General features: G+C 58.8%; 15 protein-coding genes and 1 tRNA gene. 12 read left to right on the forward strand and 4 right to left on the reverse strand.

What is annotated here, in order from left to right:
* Positions 1–69 precede the first annotated feature (69 nt).
* The 5 genes from yajC to ACQY8Q_RS22365 all read left to right on the forward strand — a co-directional run bounded on the left by yajC (position 70) and on the right by ACQY8Q_RS22365 (position 4,858).
* Positions 70–405, forward strand: a complete 336-nt coding sequence (yajC, locus tag ACQY8Q_RS22345) for a preprotein translocase subunit YajC (protein ID WP_428428579.1) — start codon at positions 70–72, stop codon at positions 403–405.
* Positions 406–463: 58 nt separating this feature from the next.
* Positions 464–3,022 (forward strand): protein translocase subunit SecDF, encoded by a 2,559-nt coding sequence (gene secDF, locus ACQY8Q_RS22350; RefSeq protein ID WP_428428581.1) that lies wholly within the window; start codon positions 464–466, stop codon positions 3,020–3,022.
* Between the two features lies 1 nt (position 3,023).
* Positions 3,024–3,410, forward strand: a complete 387-nt coding sequence (locus ACQY8Q_RS22355; RefSeq protein WP_428428583.1) for an Mth938-like domain-containing protein — start codon at positions 3,024–3,026, stop codon at positions 3,408–3,410.
* A 9-nt stretch (positions 3,411–3,419) separates the two neighbouring features.
* Positions 3,420–4,289 (forward strand): phytoene/squalene synthase family protein, encoded by an 870-nt coding sequence (locus tag ACQY8Q_RS22360; RefSeq protein WP_428428584.1) that lies wholly within the window; start codon positions 3,420–3,422, stop codon positions 4,287–4,289.
* Positions 4,290–4,417: 128 nt separating this feature from the next.
* Positions 4,418–4,858, forward strand: a complete 441-nt coding sequence (locus ACQY8Q_RS22365; protein WP_428428586.1) for a hypothetical protein — start codon at positions 4,418–4,420, stop codon at positions 4,856–4,858.
* Here the strand turns inward: ACQY8Q_RS22365 and trmFO are convergent.
* From trmFO to ACQY8Q_RS22380, 3 genes are all read right to left on the reverse strand, one after another.
* The gene (trmFO, locus tag ACQY8Q_RS22370; protein WP_428428587.1) at positions 4,855–6,267 is read right to left on the reverse strand and encodes a methylenetetrahydrofolate--tRNA-(uracil(54)-C(5))-methyltransferase (FADH(2)-oxidizing) TrmFO; all 1,413 of its coding nucleotides are present in this window, start codon (positions 6,265–6,267) and stop codon (positions 4,855–4,857) included. The two genes, ACQY8Q_RS22365 and trmFO, sit on opposite strands and share 4 nt — an antisense overlap.
* A 145-nt stretch (positions 6,268–6,412) precedes the next feature.
* Positions 6,413–6,556 carry a DUF1127 domain-containing protein gene (locus tag ACQY8Q_RS22375; protein ID WP_081927849.1) on the reverse strand — a complete coding sequence of 48 codons (144 nt, stop codon included), beginning with the start codon at positions 6,554–6,556 and terminating at the stop codon, positions 6,413–6,415.
* 511 nt (positions 6,557–7,067) lie between these two features.
* Positions 7,068–7,211 (reverse strand): DUF1127 domain-containing protein, encoded by a 144-nt coding sequence (locus ACQY8Q_RS22380; protein ID WP_018325257.1) that lies wholly within the window; start codon positions 7,209–7,211, stop codon positions 7,068–7,070.
* Between the two features lie 1,087 nt (positions 7,212–8,298).
* Between ACQY8Q_RS22380 and ACQY8Q_RS22385 the strand changes: the two genes are divergently transcribed.
* The 6 genes from ACQY8Q_RS22385 (at position 8,299) to ACQY8Q_RS22410 (ending at position 16,440) form a co-directional block, all read left to right on the forward strand.
* Entirely contained in the window at positions 8,299–9,411 is a 1,113-nt protein-coding gene (locus tag ACQY8Q_RS22385; RefSeq protein ID WP_428428589.1) for a DUF2157 domain-containing protein, read from the forward strand.
* Entirely contained in the window at positions 9,408–9,989 is a 582-nt protein-coding gene (locus tag ACQY8Q_RS22390; RefSeq protein ID WP_428428591.1) for a GDYXXLXY domain-containing protein, read from the forward strand. Before ACQY8Q_RS22385 ends, ACQY8Q_RS22390 begins: the two co-directional genes overlap by 4 nt.
* 214 nt (positions 9,990–10,203) lie before the next feature.
* Positions 10,204–10,288, forward strand: a tRNA-Leu gene (locus ACQY8Q_RS22395).
* Between the two features lie 172 nt (positions 10,289–10,460).
* Positions 10,461–11,930: a trigger factor gene (gene tig / locus ACQY8Q_RS22400; RefSeq protein ID WP_428428593.1), complete on the forward strand. Its 1,470-nt coding sequence runs from the start codon at positions 10,461–10,463 to the stop codon at positions 11,928–11,930.
* Between the two features lie 217 nt (positions 11,931–12,147).
* Positions 12,148–13,290 (forward strand): efflux RND transporter periplasmic adaptor subunit, encoded by a 1,143-nt coding sequence (locus ACQY8Q_RS22405; RefSeq protein ID WP_428428595.1) that lies wholly within the window; start codon positions 12,148–12,150, stop codon positions 13,288–13,290.
* A 3-nt stretch (positions 13,291–13,293) separates the two neighbouring features.
* Positions 13,294–16,440 carry an efflux RND transporter permease subunit gene (locus ACQY8Q_RS22410; protein WP_428428597.1) on the forward strand — a complete coding sequence of 1,049 codons (3,147 nt, stop codon included), beginning with the start codon at positions 13,294–13,296 and terminating at the stop codon, positions 16,438–16,440.
* A gap of 104 nt (positions 16,441–16,544) precedes the next feature.
* Here the strand turns inward: ACQY8Q_RS22410 and sthA are convergent, their stop codons facing one another.
* Entirely contained in the window at positions 16,545–17,951 is a 1,407-nt protein-coding gene (gene sthA, locus ACQY8Q_RS22415; protein ID WP_428428599.1) for a Si-specific NAD(P)(+) transhydrogenase, read from the reverse strand.
* 234 nt (positions 17,952–18,185) lie between these two features.
* Here sthA and ACQY8Q_RS22420 point away from each other — a divergent pair, with 234 nt between their 5' ends.
* Positions 18,186–19,247: a magnesium and cobalt transport protein CorA gene (locus tag ACQY8Q_RS22420; protein WP_428428601.1), complete on the forward strand. Its 1,062-nt coding sequence runs from the start codon at positions 18,186–18,188 to the stop codon at positions 19,245–19,247.
* The last annotated feature ends 9 nt before the right edge of the window (positions 19,248–19,256 follow it).

A 19,256-nucleotide genomic window follows, 5' to 3' on the forward strand; every position in this document is an offset into this window, starting at 1 on the left:
GCCTTTCCTATATTCCGGCGATCCGAAACGCGGGCATCCGTCCGCCAAACTGCATTCAAGGAGTGATTGATGTTCATTACCGAGGCATTCGCCCAGACGGCACCCGCCGCAAGCACCGGCGGCGCTGATATTCTCATGTCGATCCTGCCGTTCCTGCTGATCTTCGTCGTGATGTACTTCCTGATCATCCGTCCGCAGCGTGCCAACATGAAGCGCCGCGAAGAGCTGCTGAAGAACATCCGCCGCGGCGACCAGGTCGTCACCGGTGGTGGAATTCTCGGCAAGGTGACGAAGGTCGTCGATGACAGCGAACTTGAAGTCGAAATTGCTGACGGCGTGAAGATTCGTGTGGTACGCAGTGGTGTATCCGAAGTCCGGGTGAAGGGCGAACCTGTCAAGGAATAAGCTTGCGGGGAGGCCGGGCACACTGGTCACCTTGTAACGACGTACCTTTGAGAGCTTCATGCCGTATTTTTCCCGCTGGAAAACCATCATCGTCTGGCTCGTCGTGCTGTTCAGCATTCTGGTCGCCGTACCCAACGCGGTACCGACCACCACGCTGGCCACACTGCCGGATTGGCTTCCCAAGAAGCAGATGATGCTTGGCCTCGACCTTCAGGGCGGATCGCAGATCACGCTGAAGGTCGAACGGGACGATGTCGTCAAGGCGCGGCTTGAAACTGTTATCAACGATGTCGGCACGCGCCTTCGCGCTGCCGGCATCGGCTATTCCGGCCTATCCGGCACCGGGCAGGCGATCCAGCTTCGCCTTCGCGACCCGGCCCAGGCCGACACTGCGCGGACTGCACTGAAGCCTCTGACCGATCTGGTCAAGGCCAGCGGCCTGACGAAGGCTGATTTCAGCGAAGTCACCGTCGGCAATTCCCCCGATGGCACTCTGGCTATCGCTGTTACCGATGACGGCATCAACCACAGGATATCCGCCACACTCGACAGCGCGATCACGGTTCTGCACCGGCGCCTGACGGAACTCGGTTCACTGCAACCGAAGATCCGCAAGCAGGGTGCCGACAGGATCATCGTCCAGATACCGGGGCGTTACGATCCCGAGCAGGTCAAATATATCCTCGGGCAAGCCGGAATATTGTCGTTTCGCAGCATCGATATGTCGATGCCTGTCCAGGACGCCGTCAACGGCCAGCCGCCAGTCAATTCGGAAGTTCTCTATTCGGCAGACGATCCGCCGATCGGCTACCTGCTGCGCCGCCAACCCATCATCGACAACAGCGATATCATCGACGCCCAATCGGCGGTCAATGCCCAATCCGGCAATCCCGTCGTCAACCTGCGGCTTGGAGCCGACGGCACGACGCGGTTTGCGCAGGCGACGACCGATAATTCCGGCACGACGCTTGCTATCGTTCTCGATGGCGCGGTGATTGCCACGCCCCTGGTGCGCAAGGCGATTACCGATGGGACCGTCCAGCTTGTCGCGGACATGAGCCCGGAGGGAGCAGACGATCTGGCGCTATTGTTACGCGCCGGAGCCCTGCCGACGCCGTTGACCGTTGTCGAGGAACGATCGATCGGAGCGGGGCGCGGCGCTGATTCCATTCATTCGATCATCACCGCCGGCGCAATCGGCGCAGTTCTCGTTATTGCCTTCATGGTTGGTTTTTACGGGCTGTTCGGCGCAGTTGCGAGCCTTGCCGTCGCTCTCAATGTGGTGATGATTATCGCAGTCCTGACAGCCACCGGACTGCCTTTGACGCTGCCGGGCATTGCCGGGATCGTGCTGACCATCGGCATGGCGGTCGATTCGAACGTCCTGATCTATGAACGCATCCGCGAAGAAGTGCGGCAGGGCCGCTCGGTGCGCGAAGCCCTCCAATATGGTTTCTCACGCGCCTTCGCCGCCATCGTCGATGCCAACATCACGACACTGATCGCAGCGATCATTTTGCTTTTCCTCGGAACGGGCTCGGTCCGTGGCTTTGCCGTGACGCTTGCCATTGGTATCGTCACCACACTTTTCACCGCCTTTACCCTGACACGGGTCATGCTGGAAATCTGGGTCGATCGCCGCCGGCCGACAGCCCTGCCGGACGGTATTCGCACCGGCATCTTCGATGGTGCCGCTCTGCGGTTCATGGCGATCCGCAACTATGTCTTCTCGCTGACAGCTCTCTTGTCTGTCGTCAGCATGCTGTTGTTTGGCGCGCTCGGTATCAATCTGGGCATCGATTTTTCCGGCGGCTCGGTGATCGAGCTGAAGGCCCGTGAAGGCAATGCCGATATCGAGGATATCCGCGGCCGCCTCTACGAACTCAACATCGGCGACGTCACGGTAAAGCCGTTCGGTTCGCCGCAGGATGTGGTGGTCCGGGTGCATTCGCGTGATGGCGGCGAGAATGCCGAGCAGACATCGGTGATCATGATCAGGGGCGAGCTTGAGGACGAATACGAGTTCCGCCGCGTCGAAGTTGTTGGGCCGTCGGTTTCCGGCGACCTGACCACTGCCGCCACCATCGGTGTGCTGGCGTCGCTGCTGGCGATCCTGATCTATATCTGGGTCCGGTTCGAATGGCAGTTTGCCGCCGGTGCCATCGTCGCGACGCTGCATGACGTGCTTTTGACCATCGGCCTGTTTGTCGTGACCGGCATGGAGTTCAATCTGACGAGTATTGCGGCTCTTTTGACGATCGTCGGTTATTCACTCAACGACACCGTCGTCGTCTATGACCGCATCCGCGAAAATCTCAGGCGATATCCGCGCATGCCTTTGCCGATCCTGATCGACACATCGATCAACCAGACCTTGTCGCGCACCGTGCTCACCGGCGCTACAACCATGCTGGCGCTGGCAGCGCTGTGCGTCTTCGGTGGCGAGGCGATTCAGTCCTTTGCGTTCGTGATGCTGTTCGGGGTGGCTGTCGGCACTTTCTCGTCGATCTATGTCGCGGGTCCGGTCCTCATCTTGTTCAAGTTGCGCCACGGAGCGCCGGGCGATGCAGAGAAAACCGGCGGCATGGGTGTGCAACCGGCCAGGGGAGCGCAGTAATATGCGAAAACCTATCGAAATCCGGAAGGCCCATTTTCCGGGCCGGGCGCCGATCGACAGCTATGGCAATGGCGGCTTCCGTTTTGCCGATATGTCCCATCGCGGTTCGCTGCTGATGCTGCCGTCCGGCATCTATGGCTGGGACATGCAGGAAGGTGATCCGCTGACCGCCGACAATTTCCAGCGGGTTTTGGAAGAGGCGGCGGATATCGATGTTTTGCTTGTCGGGACGGGCAAGGATATCAGGCCTTTACCGGCGGCCTTGAAGGCGGTGTTCAAGGAACACGGGATTTCATCCGATCCGATGAGCACGGGTGCAGCCATCCGGACCTACAACATCATGCTTGCCGAAGAACGCGCCGTCGCTGCCGTCTTCATTGTCGTCTGAACAAGAAACATGCCAGAAAACACTGCCATTCTACCGAAGCCCGTCTACGATTTCAGCCTGGCTGCGCTGCGCGACAGCGACCGTGATCGCTATCTTGCCTGCCTGCTGTCACCACAGGACAAGCGCGGTCCGCTCTCCGCGCTCTATGCGTTCCACGCGGAGATTGCCCGCGTGCGCGATCTTGTACGCGAGCCGTTGCCGGGAGAAATCCGGCTGCAATGGTGGCGTGATGTGCTCGATGATCCAACAGGAGCGAGCGGCGAGGGCAACCCGCTGGCCGAGGCATTGCTGGCTTGCGTGAAAAGCCACAATCTGCCGGTCCCGGTGCTGCAGAACATGATCGATGCCCGTATCTTCGATCTCTATGACGATCCGATGGAAAGCCGTGCGTCGCTCGAAGGCTATGCCGGTGAAACCGCGTCGGCGCTCATTCAGCTGGCAAGCCTCATTCTTGATCCTGCACAGGCGCAAAACTCGGCGTCTGCGGCCGGTCACGCCGGTGTTGCCCAGACGATTGCCGGCCTTCTTCTGCTCCTTCCGCTTCATCGCCGGCGCGGGCAGGTCTATTTTCCGGCCGAACTGCTGGCAGCGACCGGGCTTGATCGCGACAGTTTCCTCTCAGGCGAGAACGAGCAGTCCGTCAGCCTGGCCATCCGCGCGTTTGCTGGTCTTGGCCGCGAGCACCTTGCCAAGGCCCGGGCAGTGGCCGGTTCCATTTCGCCTGCGAATCGCTACGCATTCACCGCGCTGGCGCTGGCCGAACCGGTTTTCGATCGCGCCGAACGGGCAGGCGTAAAACTCTTCGAGCATTCGATCGTACCGCCGCAATGGCGTCGGCAGTGGTGGATGTGGAAAGCCGCGCGCAGCGGAAAATGGTAAGACGCAGGCGGCGCCTTTCATAGCCGTCAATGCTGTTGCGCGATGCCGCGGGCACATTGGCGCAAGGTTCGCCTTTTAGGGTCGCACCCGTGTTATTGTTGTGAACGGTGTGAAAAGGAGCCGGCGCCATGGGTTGGCCGATCGTCATCATCTGCATTGTGCTCGCAGGTTTTTTTTACATGCGGATGAAGGCGCGTGCCGAAAGCGACCGGCGTGAGCCAGATGCCGGTGTGGCGATCCTCGATTTTGGCCGTGCCTTCCCTGACGAAGCCATCCGGGCGATCCATGCAACGGCAGATGAAAAAGCCTATTTCGTCCGCCTGCATGATGGCAAGGCCGGTTTCATGGCAGCGCATGGCACGCATTTTGTCTGCCATCTGATCGAAGCCGGAAAAGTGAATGTCGGCAACGCCGATAGCGGGCGCGGCCTGAAGGTACACTTCACCGATTTTTCCTATCTCGACGGCGTTTATGAGTTTGCAAACCCGGAAATAGCAGCCGAGGTTTCCCTCTGGCTGCTCGGCAGTTTCAAGCCACAATCGGAACTTGCGGCTCTTCCGGAGAATTAGATGGTCTTCAGCCAGGCTGCGCAATCGTCGAGTGCCCGCTGCGCCACCAGTTGCTTCTTCATCACCGTCTTGTCCTTGCCGCGAAAGCGCTTGACGCCTTCAGGCTTGACGATCGCGCCTGGCTCCAGCAGCGGGAACAGGCCGAAATTGATGTTCATCGGCTGGAAGGAGCGTTTGCCCGGTTCGTCATCCGAAACGATATGCCCGCCGGTGATGTGGTTGAGCAGCGAACCGAAGGCGGTGGTTTCCGGAGGAAGCGGCAGAGACTGGCCCTTGCGCTCTGCCGCAGCAAAACGCCCGGCAAGCAGGCCGATGCTGGCGCTTTCGACATAGCCTTCACAGCCGGTGATCTGCCCGGCGAATCGCAGGCCCGGCCGTGACTTCAGCGTTAGCGATCGGTCGAGCAGGACAGGCGAGTTGATGTAGGTATTGCGATGCAGGCCGCCGAGGCGGGCGAATTCGGCTTTTTCCAGTCCTGGAATCATCCGGATCACTTCCGCCTGCGCGCCGTATTTCAGTTTTGTCTGGAATCCGACCATGTTGTAGAGCGTGCCCAGCGCATTGTCCTGGCGCAGCTGCACGACGGCATAGGCCTTGACGGTCGGGTTATGCGCATTGGTGAGGCCCATTGGCTTCATCGGTCCGTGACGCAGGGTTTCGCGCCCGCGTTCTGCCATCACCTCGATCGGCAGGCAGCCGTCGAAATAGGGCGTGCCTTCCCATTCCTTGAAGCCAGTCTTGTCGCCGGCGATCAGTGCATCGACGAAGGCATTGTACTGCGCCTCGTCCATCGGGCAGTTGATATAGTCCTTGCCTGTGCCGCCCGGCCCGACCTTGTCATAGCGGGACTGGAACCAGCAGACATCCATATCGATGCTCTCGGTATGGATGATCGGCGCTATCGCGTCGAAGAAGGCAAGCGCATCGGCGCCCGTTTCCGCCTGGATAGAGCTGGCAAGCGACGGCGCCGTCAACGGGCCGGTGGCGATAACAGCCAGATCCCATTCCTTTGGCGGCAGGCCACTGACTTCTTCGCGCACCACGGTGATCAGCGGATGGCTATCGATTGCGGCGGTGACCGCATCGGAAAAACCATCCCGGTCAACCGCAAGCGCTCCACCGGCCGGAACCTGGTTCTTGTCGGCACAGGACATGATCAACGAACCGGCAAGCCGCATCTCTGCGTGAAGGACGCCGACGGCATTGCTGGTGGCGTCATCGGAGCGGAAGGAGTTGGAACAGACCAGTTCGGCAAGGCCGTCGGTCTTGTGGGCATCCGTGCCACGGACGCCGCGCATCTCGTGGAGAACAACCGGAATGCCTGCCGCGGCGATCTGCCAGGCGGCTTCGGAGCCTGCGAGGCCACCGCCGATAACGTGGATGGGGGAGTGTAAAGATGTATCTGTCATGCGCCGTTTATTAGAGCAAGGCGGGCAGGAAGGAAACCGGTTCCGTGCTGTTGATCTCACCGCAAAGCCCGGAATCAAAAACGGCACCGTGTGGTGCCGTTTTCAGTTCCTCGACATTCCCGGCCCGGTCAACGGACTGGTCCGATTAACGGAAGGAACGCGAAGCGATGTTGCGGATGTCGAAGCGGGTGATACCGATGTCCGTCAGGGCGTGGTTGGACAGGTTGCCAAGTTCAGCAACGGTACGGCGGTAGTTGATCCAGCTTTTTGCGATACGAATCGGGTTCATGATCTTTTCCTTAGAGCGATACAATTGAGCAGTGCAGTGATTGCCTGCTTCGTTGATATCCTTGTACCCCTTTCGCGGGAAAAGATGGAGTGCAAAGAAAATGCATCTGCTATGCGTTTGTGCAATGCGATGCTGTTTCGCTGGGCATTTTCGCTCTCTGCCGAAAAAGACGCCACCGGTTAACGGTGGCATCTCCGGAGCTAAATTCCGTTTAACTGTTTGTTTCTTTGTTGTGTTTTTTGTGGCGAAATTGTGTGATGGCCTAGAATCCGGGCTGAATCGCGCTACTCGGTAGCGATGGTGAGCCGTTGCAACGAAAATAGGCAGCCATCTGATGCTGCACCGCGTCGAAAGCTATGGTTGATCTGCACTGTGGTGCAAGGCGTGGCGTGCCAAGCGCCAGTCGAGAACCCACTGCCGGAATCAAGACGAAAAAAAACGCCCGCCGGTTTGAGCCGGAGGGCGTTTGGTCGCTGCGCACCAGGTCGGAAGAACCGGCCGGCCGCGAGACTTACTTGACTGCCTGACGGGCAACGTACTGGATGTCGCCACGGCCGATGCCGAGGTCATTCAGTTCGCGGTCGGTCATACGGCCGAGTTCGTTGCAGGTCTGACGATACTTGCGCCAATTGTTGAACGAGCGAGCGATATTCATGATGCTGGTCCTTTCTAGGTTTGCCAGCACCGTGCTGGCCCTCATCTGATGGTTGGAATATAGGCCGTTCCGCCCCGAAATTACAGAGACAATGCTGCATCGCACCCATGCGTTGCTTGCAAGCCTCAAAGGCATGCTGGTCATCGTCTGACCAAATTCTGTGCGAACGCGACAGAATTGGATAAGGGCGGGCGGATCTTCTGGAAGGGGGATTAAGCAAAAAACAACGCCCGTCAGGGGAGGAGGTCCGACGGGCGTTGCTTGTTCTGATCGACAACTGGGAGGAGGAGTGTTGCCGATCCCATCGGGGCGCGCTGGGAGGAGGAGTGCGCTGCCCTGAAGCTGCATTCAAGATAATGGCTGCCAGTGAGAATGTGTAGCGACAATGCCGAATGGCACCCATGTGGAGTGCGCATAGCTGGCGACATTCCAGTGCGCCGGCCTGATCAAATTTTCGGCAATCGTTTAGGCTGGCACTGAACAAAGCCCAGAAAACATAGGTTCCGTGAAGGGGCTAAAACGAATAACGCCCGCTGGGGGAGGAGATCCAGCGGACGTCATTTAAGGGGATGAGCAACTGGGAGGAGGAGTGTTGCCCATCGGATCGGAATGGCGCTGGGAGGAGGAGTGCGCCAGTCCGAATTCTATAAAGCGAACCTTTCAGTCCGCTGGCCTTTTCCACTTCTGAGCGGAAGCGGCTGGCCTTGCCGCTGACGGCCCCGATCTCGTTCCGTCTTCTTGAATTCAATATAGCCGCAGGCTCGTCATTTGTGCAGTGCAATATTCTCATGGATGATATGCAGCTTGCGCATGACGTTTACAGGTCGCCCCGAGTCTCTTTGAGCAAACAGGATCGCATGTAAACCTTCACGCTTCGTTAACGATGATCACCCTCCCAAATTTGGCCGTTAATGGTGTCAGCGCATTGCCGGAAAAGATGCGGTGAACTGCCAATCGGTGCGGCTAGCTTTTGATTCGAAAGGAATTTACCAGCCTACGGTGCCCCCTGCACGAGTGCTGCTGCTCTAGGAATTGCCGATGCCTATGATATGTGTTGCGCAACAAACGCATGCAAGGAGATCGGTCGATGTACCGGGGACGGATCGAAAAAGACTTCAACGCCTGGATTTCCAAGGGCATGCTGGACCCCGCGGCCGCAAAGGCGATGCTCGCCGAATATGACACCCGCGAAACCGTTTTCAGCGCGGGCAGGGTGCTTCTGGTCCTCGCCGCTCTCCTGCTGTCGGCGGCTATTCTGCTGCTGGTTGCCGCCAATTGGGAAGCGATCCCACGCCTCCTGCGCGTCGCCGGTATCGTTGGCCTCATCTGGGCCTTTTATCTCGCGGGTGCCGCCTGCCTTGGCCGTGGGTTCAAGGCGATGGGTGCCGCATTATTGGTGCTGGCGACCATGACGTTTGGTGGTGGGATCGCGCTGGTGGGGCAGATGTATCATCTGTCAGGCGATGCGACGGATGCGCTGCTCGTCTGGTTCGCGGCGGCCTGCGTGGCGGCGGTGGCCTTTCGCTCCGCAGCACTTGCGGTGCTCTGCGGTTTCCTGGCCTGGGCCATTTTCGGCGAACTGGTGATCGATAATGATATGTCCTTCGAGGGCAACGGCTACATCTACCTCGTGCCGATGCTGATCGTCATCGTTATCGCCCTGGTGCGATATACCAATGCCGGCATTGCCCGGCATCTTGCATACCTTCTTGCTTTGGCATGGCTCGGCTGGTTTTACATCGAGCTGCCGGAAGTTTGGGTCGCGAGCCTTCTGTTCGGGGCCGGCCTCGTTGCGTTCCTGCTGGCTGCCATTCCCTTGTCGCCGCTTTATCGTTTCGCCGGAGAGGCGGGTGCCGCACCGGCATTCTATAGCTTTGCACTGGCCGTGATGGGGCTGGCGGCCTTGCATACGGAGGTCGATGGTCTTGGTCAGGAAATCGCGATCGGTGCAACGACGCTTGCGGTGGCATTGGGTGGCATTGCTATAGCCGGCCGGCTGAATGGCGCCGTGCGCTTTCTCGGCTATGCGGTTTTTGCAGCCGAAACCCTCTATCTGGCATTCGAGACGCTTGGCAGCATCCTCGGCACATCCGGCTTTTTCCTGATCGCCGGCATCGTCGTTGCTCTGATCGCCTGGCTCGTCATCCGGCTGGAAAAGCGGTTTTCATCCAAAACGGCAATTGAAGGGAGCGTGGCATGAGCAACAATCCGTTGATAAGGCCGTTGTTCGCCGCAATCCTGGTCGCTCTGCTGCAGACTGCCTTCCTTGGCTACATGATCGAGAGCCGCGCATCGATCCTGCGCAATGGTGTCGATGTGGTGCTGAAGACGGTCCCTGTCGATCCGCGTGATTTGCTGCGCGGCGACTATGTCATTTTATCCTACGATATCTCGACAATCCCCGCCGACAAGGTGACCGGCGGCTTTCCCACCGAGGCAACCGACGCGCAGCTCTCCGTGCGTCTGGAAAAGCAGCTGGATGGCTTCTGGGGGGTAGCGGAAGCATCCTTCAGTGCTCTTGCGCCGAAGGATGGTACGGTTATTGGCCGCAGCGCACCGTTCTATTTCTATCCGGCGCCGGATAGCCAGCAGGCTTCGTTGAATGTCGATTATGGCATAGAGCGTTATTACGTGCCGGAAGGCGAGGGCAAGGTTCTGGAGGAGGCGCGTAACGCCAGCGCGCTGTCGGTGACCGCCCGGGTCGATGACGACGGACGGATGCAGATCCGTCTGATCGCTGTCGATGGCAAGCCGCTCTATGAAGAGCCACTTTATTGAGGGTTGGATGCGGTTTCTTGACCGGCAGGTGACAAGAACACGACAAAAGCCGCATTTTTCCATTCAACCCCATTTTTCCTTTGATCCCTTGGAAACGGGTGATATAGAGACGCCGCGCTCGGGAACGCCCTGAACCCGGTGCAGGTCGGTCACAGGCGTTGTCGCCTAGGACTTTTCTGCGCCGACGTGAGCAGGCGCTGCGGTTTTTCTGAACGCGGGTATGGTGAAATTGGTAGACACGCCAGATTTAGGTTCTGGTGCTGTAAGGCGTGGGAGTTCAAGTCTCTCTACCCGCACCAGAATAAAAGGACGTCCAGGGCTTGCCTTGGCGTCGATCGAGAGGACGGCGCCATTTTGCTTGCAAAACGGTGACTGATTTGCGTAAAGCCATTCCCGGCAAATGGATCGGCTCAAGTGCTCGTGTACAAGAACACCGACAGAGCCCTGTCAACGTGAAATAAAGGTTTGAACATGCAGGTTATCGAAACGCTCGCTGAAGGGCTGAAGCGCGAACTCAAGGTCGTTATTCCGGCCAAGGACATGGAAGCTCGTATGAACGAGCGTCTCGCCGAAACCAAGGACAAGGTCCGTATCAACGGTTTCCGTCCGGGCAAGGTGCCTTTCGCACATCTGAAGAAGATGTACGGCAAGTCGATCATGGCTGAGCTCGTCAACGAGCTCGTTCGCGAAAAGCCGACCGAAATCCTGTCCGAGCGCGGCGAAAAGTCTGCGACGCAGCCGGAAATCGCGATGACCGAGGACGAAGCCGAAGCGGACAAGATCCTCAACGCTGAAGCCGATTTCGAATTCACGGTCGCTTACGAAATCATCCCGGCGATCGAACTCAAGGACGTAAGCGGCATCAAGGTGACCCGCGAAGTCGTTGATATCGACGAAGCCGAAGTGACAGTGCAAATCCTCAAGATCGCTGAAAATGCCCGCACCTACGAAACCAAGAAGGGTAAGGCCGCCAACGGCGACCGCGTCACCATCGATTACCTCGGCAAGGTCGACGGCGAAGCCTTCGACGGCGGCAAGGACGAAGACGCTGAGCTGGTTCTCGGCTCCAACCGTTTCATCCCGGGCTTTGAAGAACAGCTCGTTGGCCTGAAGGCTGGCGACGAGAAGGTCATCAACGTGACGTTCCCGGCTGAATACCCGGCTGCAAACCTTGCTGGCAAGGAAGCCACCTTCGACATCACCGTCAAGGACGTTGCTGCTGCTGCTGAAGTCGAAATCAACGACGACCTCGCGACCAAGCTCGGCCTCGAATCGGCTGATAAGCTGAAGGAAGTCGTTCGCGGCCAGATCGAAAGCCAGTACGGCTCGATGACCCGTCAGAAGGTCAAGCGTCAGATTCTCGACCAGCTGGACGAACTCTACCAGTTCGACACGCCACAGCGCCTCGTCGATGCTGAGTTCGACAATATCTGGCGCCAGATCAACACCGACCTGGAACAGGCCGGCAAGACCTTCGCCGACGAAGACACGACGGAAGAAGAAGCCCGTGTCGAATACCGCAAGCTGGCTGAACGCCGCGTCCGCCTCGGCCTCGTTCTCTCGGAAATCGGCGAAAAGGCCGGTGTCACGGTAACCGACGAAGAAATGCAGCGTTCGCTGTTCGAACAGCTTCGCCAGTTCCCGGGCCAGGAAAAGCAGATCATCGACTACTTCCAGAAGACCCCGGGTGCTGCCGCCTCGCTGCGCGCGCCGATCTTCGAAGAAAAGGTCGTCGATCATCTGCTCTCCGAAGTGAAGGTCACCGACAAGACCGTCAGCAAGGAAGAACTGATGGCTGACGAAGAGGAAGGCACTTCGGATACGAAGAAGGCCGCTTCGAAGAAGAAGCTTGCCAAGGCTGACGCTGCGGAAGGCGAAGAAGCCGCTGCACCGAAGAAGAAGGCTCCGGCCAAGAAAAAGGCTGACGACAGCGCCGAATAAGATCGCGCACCGTTCAGTGATTTTTGAAAAGCCGTCCCGCAAGGGGCGGCTTTTTCCGTTGTGGGCTGAACCTTGTTTGCCGCCGAGGTTCTGCCTTCTGTCCCGGATTGGAACAACAAGAAAAGCTAAAACAACGGAAGCGTGCATAGATTGACACTTGCTGTTGGACAGAGGAAGGTGAGGAAGTTGTTACCGGACGCGATTGAGGGGATATTCAATGGCAGGTTGCGCTTACCGATCATTCGTCACAGTGGCGGCGGTCCTCTCTGTGGTTGCACTGGGCAGCGTTGCCGTGGCTCAGGAGGCAGCCAAGCCGCCTGCCGCGCCATCGGTTACCGTCACCCAGGTCGTTGAAAAGGATATCAGGCCGTCGATTTCCTTTACCGGACGTGTCCAGGCCGTCGATAAGGTTGAGCTGCGGGCGCGCGTCGATGGTTTCCTTGAAAAACGGCTCTTTACCGAAGGTCAGGATGTCAAGCTTGGCGATCTGCTCTTCGTCATGGAAAAAGGGCAATACGAGGCTGCGGTTATCCAGGCTCAGGGCGCGATCGAGTCTGCCGAAGCCGGATTGGCACTGGCAAATATCGAGGTTCAGCGGCAGACAACGCTTGTTGCCAAAAGTGCAGCAGCGCAAAACCAGCTGGATTTGGCCATTGCCAAGCAGAATGAGGCCAAAGGCACTCTTACACAATTGAACGCTGCGCTGGACAAAGCCAAGCTTGATCTCGGCTATACCGAAATCCGCGCGCCGATCGACGGACGCATTGGCCGTTCGGCCTATTCCGTTGGAAACTTCATCGGTCCCGCAAGCAATGTGCTGGCGACGATTGTCAGCCAGGATCCGATCTACGTCAGCTTTTCGGTGTCACAGCGCGAAATTCTGGACATTCGGGACAAGCTGGCTGGCAAGGGTACGCTGGGCAGCACGGTGAATGCGGCAATCGTCTATGTCGAGCTTGCCGACGGCAAACGCTATGCAGAGCCCGGCAAAGTCAATTTTGTCGATGTGACCGTCGATCAGGGCACCGATACCGTGCCGGTTCGGGCGACATTTCCCAATCCGAACCGGATCCTGATCGATGGCCAGCTCGTGAATGTCACAGTGGAAGGTGGCACCCCGCAGAAATCGCTGATCGTGCCGCAGGCGGCAATCCAGATCGACCAGTCCGGGCCGTTTGCGCTGGTCGTCAACAGCGAGAACAAGATCGAGGTTCGCCGTATCGAGCCGGGTCAGACAGAGGGCAGCGACCTGTCCGTCCTCAAGGGCCTTAATGTCGGTGACCGGATCGTCACCGAGGGCATACAGCGGGTTCGTCCCGGTCAGCTTGTCGAGCCACTCGAAGTCAAGTCAGGGTCCTGAGCCATGCTGTCTGGGGTTTTCATCGATCGGCCACGGCTTGCGGTCGTCATATCGCTTGTCATCACCATTGCAGGTCTTGTCGCGCTGAGCGTCATACCGATTGCCCAGTTTCCGGACATCGTGCCGCCGCAGGTATCCGTGACCGTCAGCTATCCCGGCGCCAGCGCTGAAATCGTTCAGCAGTCGGTCGCCCAGCCGATCGAATCGCGCGTCGTCGGCGTCGACAACATGATCTACATGAAATCGACCAGCGGTAATGACGGCAGCTATACGCTGACGGTCAGTTTCGCCGTTGGAACCAATCCCGATATCAATGCCGTCAACGTGCAGAACCGCGTCAACCTCGCCGAAGCGCAGCTGCCGCAGGAGGCGCGGGCGCAGGGGATCAGCGTCAAGAAGAAGTCGTCGGCGCTGATGCAGATCATCGCCCTGACGTCGAAAGACGGCAAGCAGGATCAGCTTTTCCTCTCCAACTACGCCACCATCAACATTATGGACGGCTTGAAGCGGATCACCGGCGTTGGCGACGTCTCGCTACTGACGCCCTCCGATTACAGTATGCGCATATGGGTGACACCTGAGCGGCTGACCAGTTTCGGCATGACGCCGAACGACATTGTCGACGCGCTGAAGCGGCAGAACGTTCAGGCGGCGATCGGCCGTATCGGCGCCCAGCCGGCGCTGCCCGACCAGCAGTTTCAGCTGACCATCCAGACGAAGGGCCGCCTCAGCACCGTCGAGGAGTTCGGTAGCATCGTGCTGCGGGCGCAGCCGGACGGGTCGTTCGTGCGGATCCGCGATGTGGCGCGTGTCGAGTTGACCTCGAAGACGGCGGAACAGATCGGCCGGCAGGATGGCACGCCGGCGGCCGTGCTTGGTATCTACCAGTCGCCAGGCGGCAATGCCATTGCCACGGCGGAGGCCATCGGCCAGCTGCTTGAAAAGCTCAAGCCGTCCTTTCCGGATGGCGTCGATTACAAAGTGACCTACGATACGACGAAGTTCGTCGAGGAGAGCATTCACGAGGTCATCAAGACCCTGATCGAGGCCTTCATCCTCGTTGTAATTGTCGTCTATCTGTTTCTTGGAAATGTCCGGGCAACGCTTATTCCGCTGATTGCCGTACCGGTTTCGCTGATCGGTACGTTCGCGGTGATGATGGCGCTCGGCTTTTCGGCCAACACTGTTTCGCTGCTGGCGCTTGTGCTGGCGATCGGCATCGTCGTCGATGATGCGATTGTCGTGGTCGAGGCCGTCGAGGCTCAGTTGGAAAGGGACCCAAGTCTCGCCCCGGCTGAAGCCGCACGGCTTGCTATGGGCGAGATTACGGCGCCGATTATTGCCATTACGCTGGTTCTATTGTCTGTGTTCATCCCGGTGGCGTTTATTCCGGGCATTTCCGGCGAACTTTTCCGTCAGTTCGCTGTTGCCGTCTCCGTCTCCATGGTGATTTCGGCTATCAACGCGCTTTCGCTGTCGCCGGCCCTCTGCGCCGTGTTTCTAAAAGCCCATCATGGTCCAAAGCGCGGTCCGATCCGCTACGTGCTGAAGGGGATCGACTATGCCCGCGATGGCTATGCGTCGCTGGTGCGCCGGTTTGTCCGCTTCGCCGTCCTGGGACTGGTGCTGTTGGTGGGACTGATCGCCGGCACAGGCTGGCTGATCAAGTCAACACCGACGGGCTTTCTGCCATCCGAGGATCAGGGCGCAATATTCGGTGAAATCGTCTTGCCGGAAGGCGCATCCGTGAACCGGACCAACGCCGTCGCCAAGCGCGTCGAAGACATGATCCGTGCGACCGATGGTGTCGATGGTGTGATGTCGGTTGTCGGTTACAGTCTGCTTGATGGCCAGGTGAAGTCGAATTCCGGCCTGCTGGTGATCACGCTCAAGCCGTTTGCCGACCGCACGACGGTGGAATTGTCCGTCAATGGCCTGCTCGCCAAACTCAGCGGTGAACTCCAGTCCATCAAGGATGCCAACGTCATCGTCTACAACCTGCCGCCGATCATCGGATTGGGTACGGGCAGTGGCTTCGAGTACCAGCTGTTGAGCCTCAGCGGTGCAAGCGCCAGCGATATTGCCCAGGCGGCGCGCGGCCTGGTATTTGCCGCCAATCAGGATCCTGTGCTGAGCAAGGTGTTCACCACCTATGCGGCCAACACACCGCAGCTCTATCTCGATATCGATCGTGAAAAAGTCCAGACGCTCGGCATTCAGGTCTCGGATGTGTTCAATGTGCTGCAATCCGTGCTGGGCAGCGCCTATGCCAACGATTTCAACCTGTTCGGCCGGACCTGGCAGGTCACGGTGCAGGGCGAGGCATCGGAGCGCTCAAAGGTCGATGACATCTACCGGATCAATGTCCGCAACAACAGGGGGCAGATGGTGCCGATCCGGGCGTTTGCGCAGGCGCGCCTGATTCTTGGGCCGCAGCTGATCGTCCGCTACAACAACTATGCCAGCGCGACGATCAATGGCGGGCCAGCAGAGGGACGCAGTTCCGGCGAAGCGATTGCTGCGATGGAGGCTGTGTCCGCCAAGACGCTGCCGGCCGGTTACAGTTATGAATGGACGGGCACGGCACTGCAGGAAATCGAGGCGAGCGGTAAGACGACGATGATCCTCGGGCTTGCCGTGCTCTTTGCCTACCTGTTCCTGGTCGGGCTTTACGAGAGCTGGACGATCCCGATCGCAGTTCTGCTGTCGGTGACGGCCGGGATTGCCGGCTCGATGCTGGGGCTAAAGATCGCGGGGTTGGACAACAATCTCTATGCCCAGATCGGCCTTGTGGTGTTGATCGCGCTTGCGGCGAAGAATGGCATTCTCATCGTCGAGTTCGCCATGGAGCGGCGAAAGCAAGGGCTTGGCATTGCCGATGCGGCCGTCGAGGGCGCGCGCGAACGGTTTCGCGCGGTGATGATGACCAGCTTTGCGTTTATCGCGGGCCTGGTGCCGCTGGTGATTGCGCAGGGTGCCGGCATGCTCAGCCGCCGCGGCGTCGGCACCGCCGTTTTCGGCGGCATGCTGGGCGCTGCACTGGTCGGCATCTTCCTGATCCCGATGCTCTACGTCAATTTCCAGTGGCTGCGTGAAAAAGCCAAGACGATCGGTCGAAAGACGCAAGCTCAGCCGACGGAACAACCGTGAAACCTCGGGAAAAAAAGCCGCCCGTTGGGGCGGCTTTTCACTGTGTATGGGTCGGATGTCCGGAAGTCCGTTGATGCGGCAAGCGCCGTGGTCCGAGACGGCGTTCAGACCTTCGGTGTGATCTCACCCATGCGGTTTCCTGCATCGAGGCCGGCAATCTTGTAAGCTTCGGCCAGGGTCGGATAGTTGAAGGTGTTCTCGACAAAATATTCGACGGTGCCCTTTAGGTTCAACACGGCCTGGCCGATATGCACGAGCTCGGTAGCACCTTCGCCGACGATGTGAACGCCGAGCAGGCGCCGGGTCTTCAAGGAGAAGATCAGCTTCAAGAGCCCTGAATCAAGTCCCATGATGTGGCCGCGCGATGTTTCGCGAAAACGGGCGATGCCACATTCATAAGGAATGCCGCGCTCCTTGACCTCTTCCTCCGTCAGGCCGCAGGTCGAGATTTCCGGAACGGCATAGATGCCATAGGGGAAGAATTTCGGCGGCTCCTTGGCGATCGCGCCGACGGCGACACGCGCTGCGATACGGCCTTGTTCCATCGAGGTGGAGGCAAGGCTTGGGAAGCCCACGACGTCGCCTGCCGCATAAATGTTCGGAACCGATGTCTGGAAGGTCTCGGGGTTGACGCTGAGGCGGCCACGATTGTCGGCCTGAAGACCAGCGGCTTCCAGGTTGAGCGAATCGGTGGCGCCCATGCGGCCAGCGGCAAACAGCACCATTTCGCAAATGATGACGCGGCCGCTATCGAGCGTTATCGAGCATTTGCCATCCGGCAACCGCTCGACCTTTTCGGCCTTCTGGCCGAGATGCAGTTTCATGTTGCGGTCGCGCAGCTGATAGGTGAAGTCCTCGACGATTTCCTTGTCGATGAAATCGAGCATGGTGGATTTCGGATCGATCAGCGTGACCTGCGTATCGAGAGCGCTGAAAATCGTTGCATATTCGATGCCGATGACGCCGGCACCGATCACGGCCATCGAGCGGGGCAGGTCCTTGATTTCAAGCAACTCGTCGCTATCGAGAACCGTCTTTCCGTCGAAGGGAATGTAATCTGGGCGAAATGGTTTCGTGCCGACGGCAAGCAAGATGCTGGTGGCGGAAACCTGAATGATTTCACCATCTTCCTTGAGGATCTGCATCGTCTGCGGGTCGATGAAACTGGCCTTGCCGCGAATGTGCTGAACGCGGTTGCGGGCAAACTGGTGTTCCAGCACCTCGACCTCGTGATCAAGCGTGATCAGCAGGCGGCGGCGAAGGTCTTCGGCGCTGATCTCTTCCTTGACCCGGTAGGCCCGTCCATAAAAGCCGCGCTCGCGCCAGCCGGTGAGGTTGAGTGCGGTTTCGCGAAGGGTTTTGGAGGGGATGGTACCGGTATGCACCGAGACGCCACCGACACGTTTGCCCTGTTCGATGACCAGAACCTTCTTGCTCAGCTTGGCGGCCTGAATGGCGGCTCTGCGTCCTGCAGGTCCACTGCCGACAACCACGAGATCGTACTGGTTCATGACGCGTTTCCGATGATGGAGGAGAATCATTGTGCGTTGCGGCAAATGTCGCCCGCAAGCGTCTATATCGTCAATCTTACAGTTTAATAAAGCCTTGGGAACATGCCCGAGGCTTACCGATGCTTATTTTACTAAAAGCGATTATATTGACCGGAGCAGCCTGCTGTCTGCGGCGAGGAGAGTGCTTTCAGCGATAGGCCGGTCTGGACTGCGATTTGGGAAGGGAGATCTGTCATGGCCTTGCAGGAAGCAGAGGGTCGGCAGGAAAGCGAAACCGATGCGTCGCCGGACACAGTCAAGGCGCCGCCCGCAAAACCGCGCAGCCGCCCCGGTGTTATTGCCGCCGCCGTCTATGAACACGGCCAGCGCATCCGCGATATCGAGATCAAGGATGCGCACCAATGGAGGGGCCGTGAGAAGGCGGTGGTCTGGGTCGGCCTGCATGAGCCGGATGAAGTGCTGCTGCGCGAGGTTCAGGCGGAATTCGGCCTGCATGAGCTGGCCATTGAAGATGCGGGTCATGCGCATCAGCGCCCCAAGCTGGAAATCTACGGCGATGCCATCTTCGTGGTGGCACGCACGGCGCACATGATGGGCGAGGAGATCGTCTTTGGTGAAACGCATCTGTTTGTTGGCCGTGGTTATGTGGTCTCGGTCCGCCATGGTCCGTCAACATCCTACAATCTGGTCCGGCAACGCTGCGAGGCTTCGCCAGCCGCATTGGCGCATGGCGAGAACTACATCCTCTATTCCATCCTCGATTTCATCGTCGACAACTACATGCCCGTCGTGGAGGGCATCCATGCGGAAGTGGAGGAACTGGAAGAACGCGTCCTGCGCGACCGGCTCAACAAAAAAGACATCGAGCGTCTCTATTTCCTGCGCCGCAGCTTGTTGCGCCTGCGCAACGCCGTCGTTCCCTTGGTCGATGTCTGCCGCCGCCACGAGCATCTCGATCTGCCCGGCATGGATGCAACACTGCACGCACTGTTCCGCGACGTGACAGATCACGTCCGGCGGGTGCAGGAGGATATCGACACGTTGCGCGAGGTTCTGGCCTTTACCTTCGAGGCTAGCCTGATGATCGGCCAGTCGGAGCAGACCGAAATTTCGCGCAAACTCGCATCCTGGGCCGCAATCCTTGCGGTACCGACCGCGATTGCCGGCATCTACGGGATGAATTTCGACGACATGCCGGAATTGAAATTCAAATATGGTTATTTCGTCGTTCTCGCCTTCATCTTCGTCGTCTGCAGTATGCTCTACCGCATGTTCCGGCGGGCGAAGTGGCTGTGAGCCGCTAGG

The organism is Pararhizobium sp., from assembly GCF_965279435.1.
Classification (GTDB): domain Bacteria; phylum Pseudomonadota; class Alphaproteobacteria; order Rhizobiales; family Rhizobiaceae; genus Pararhizobium.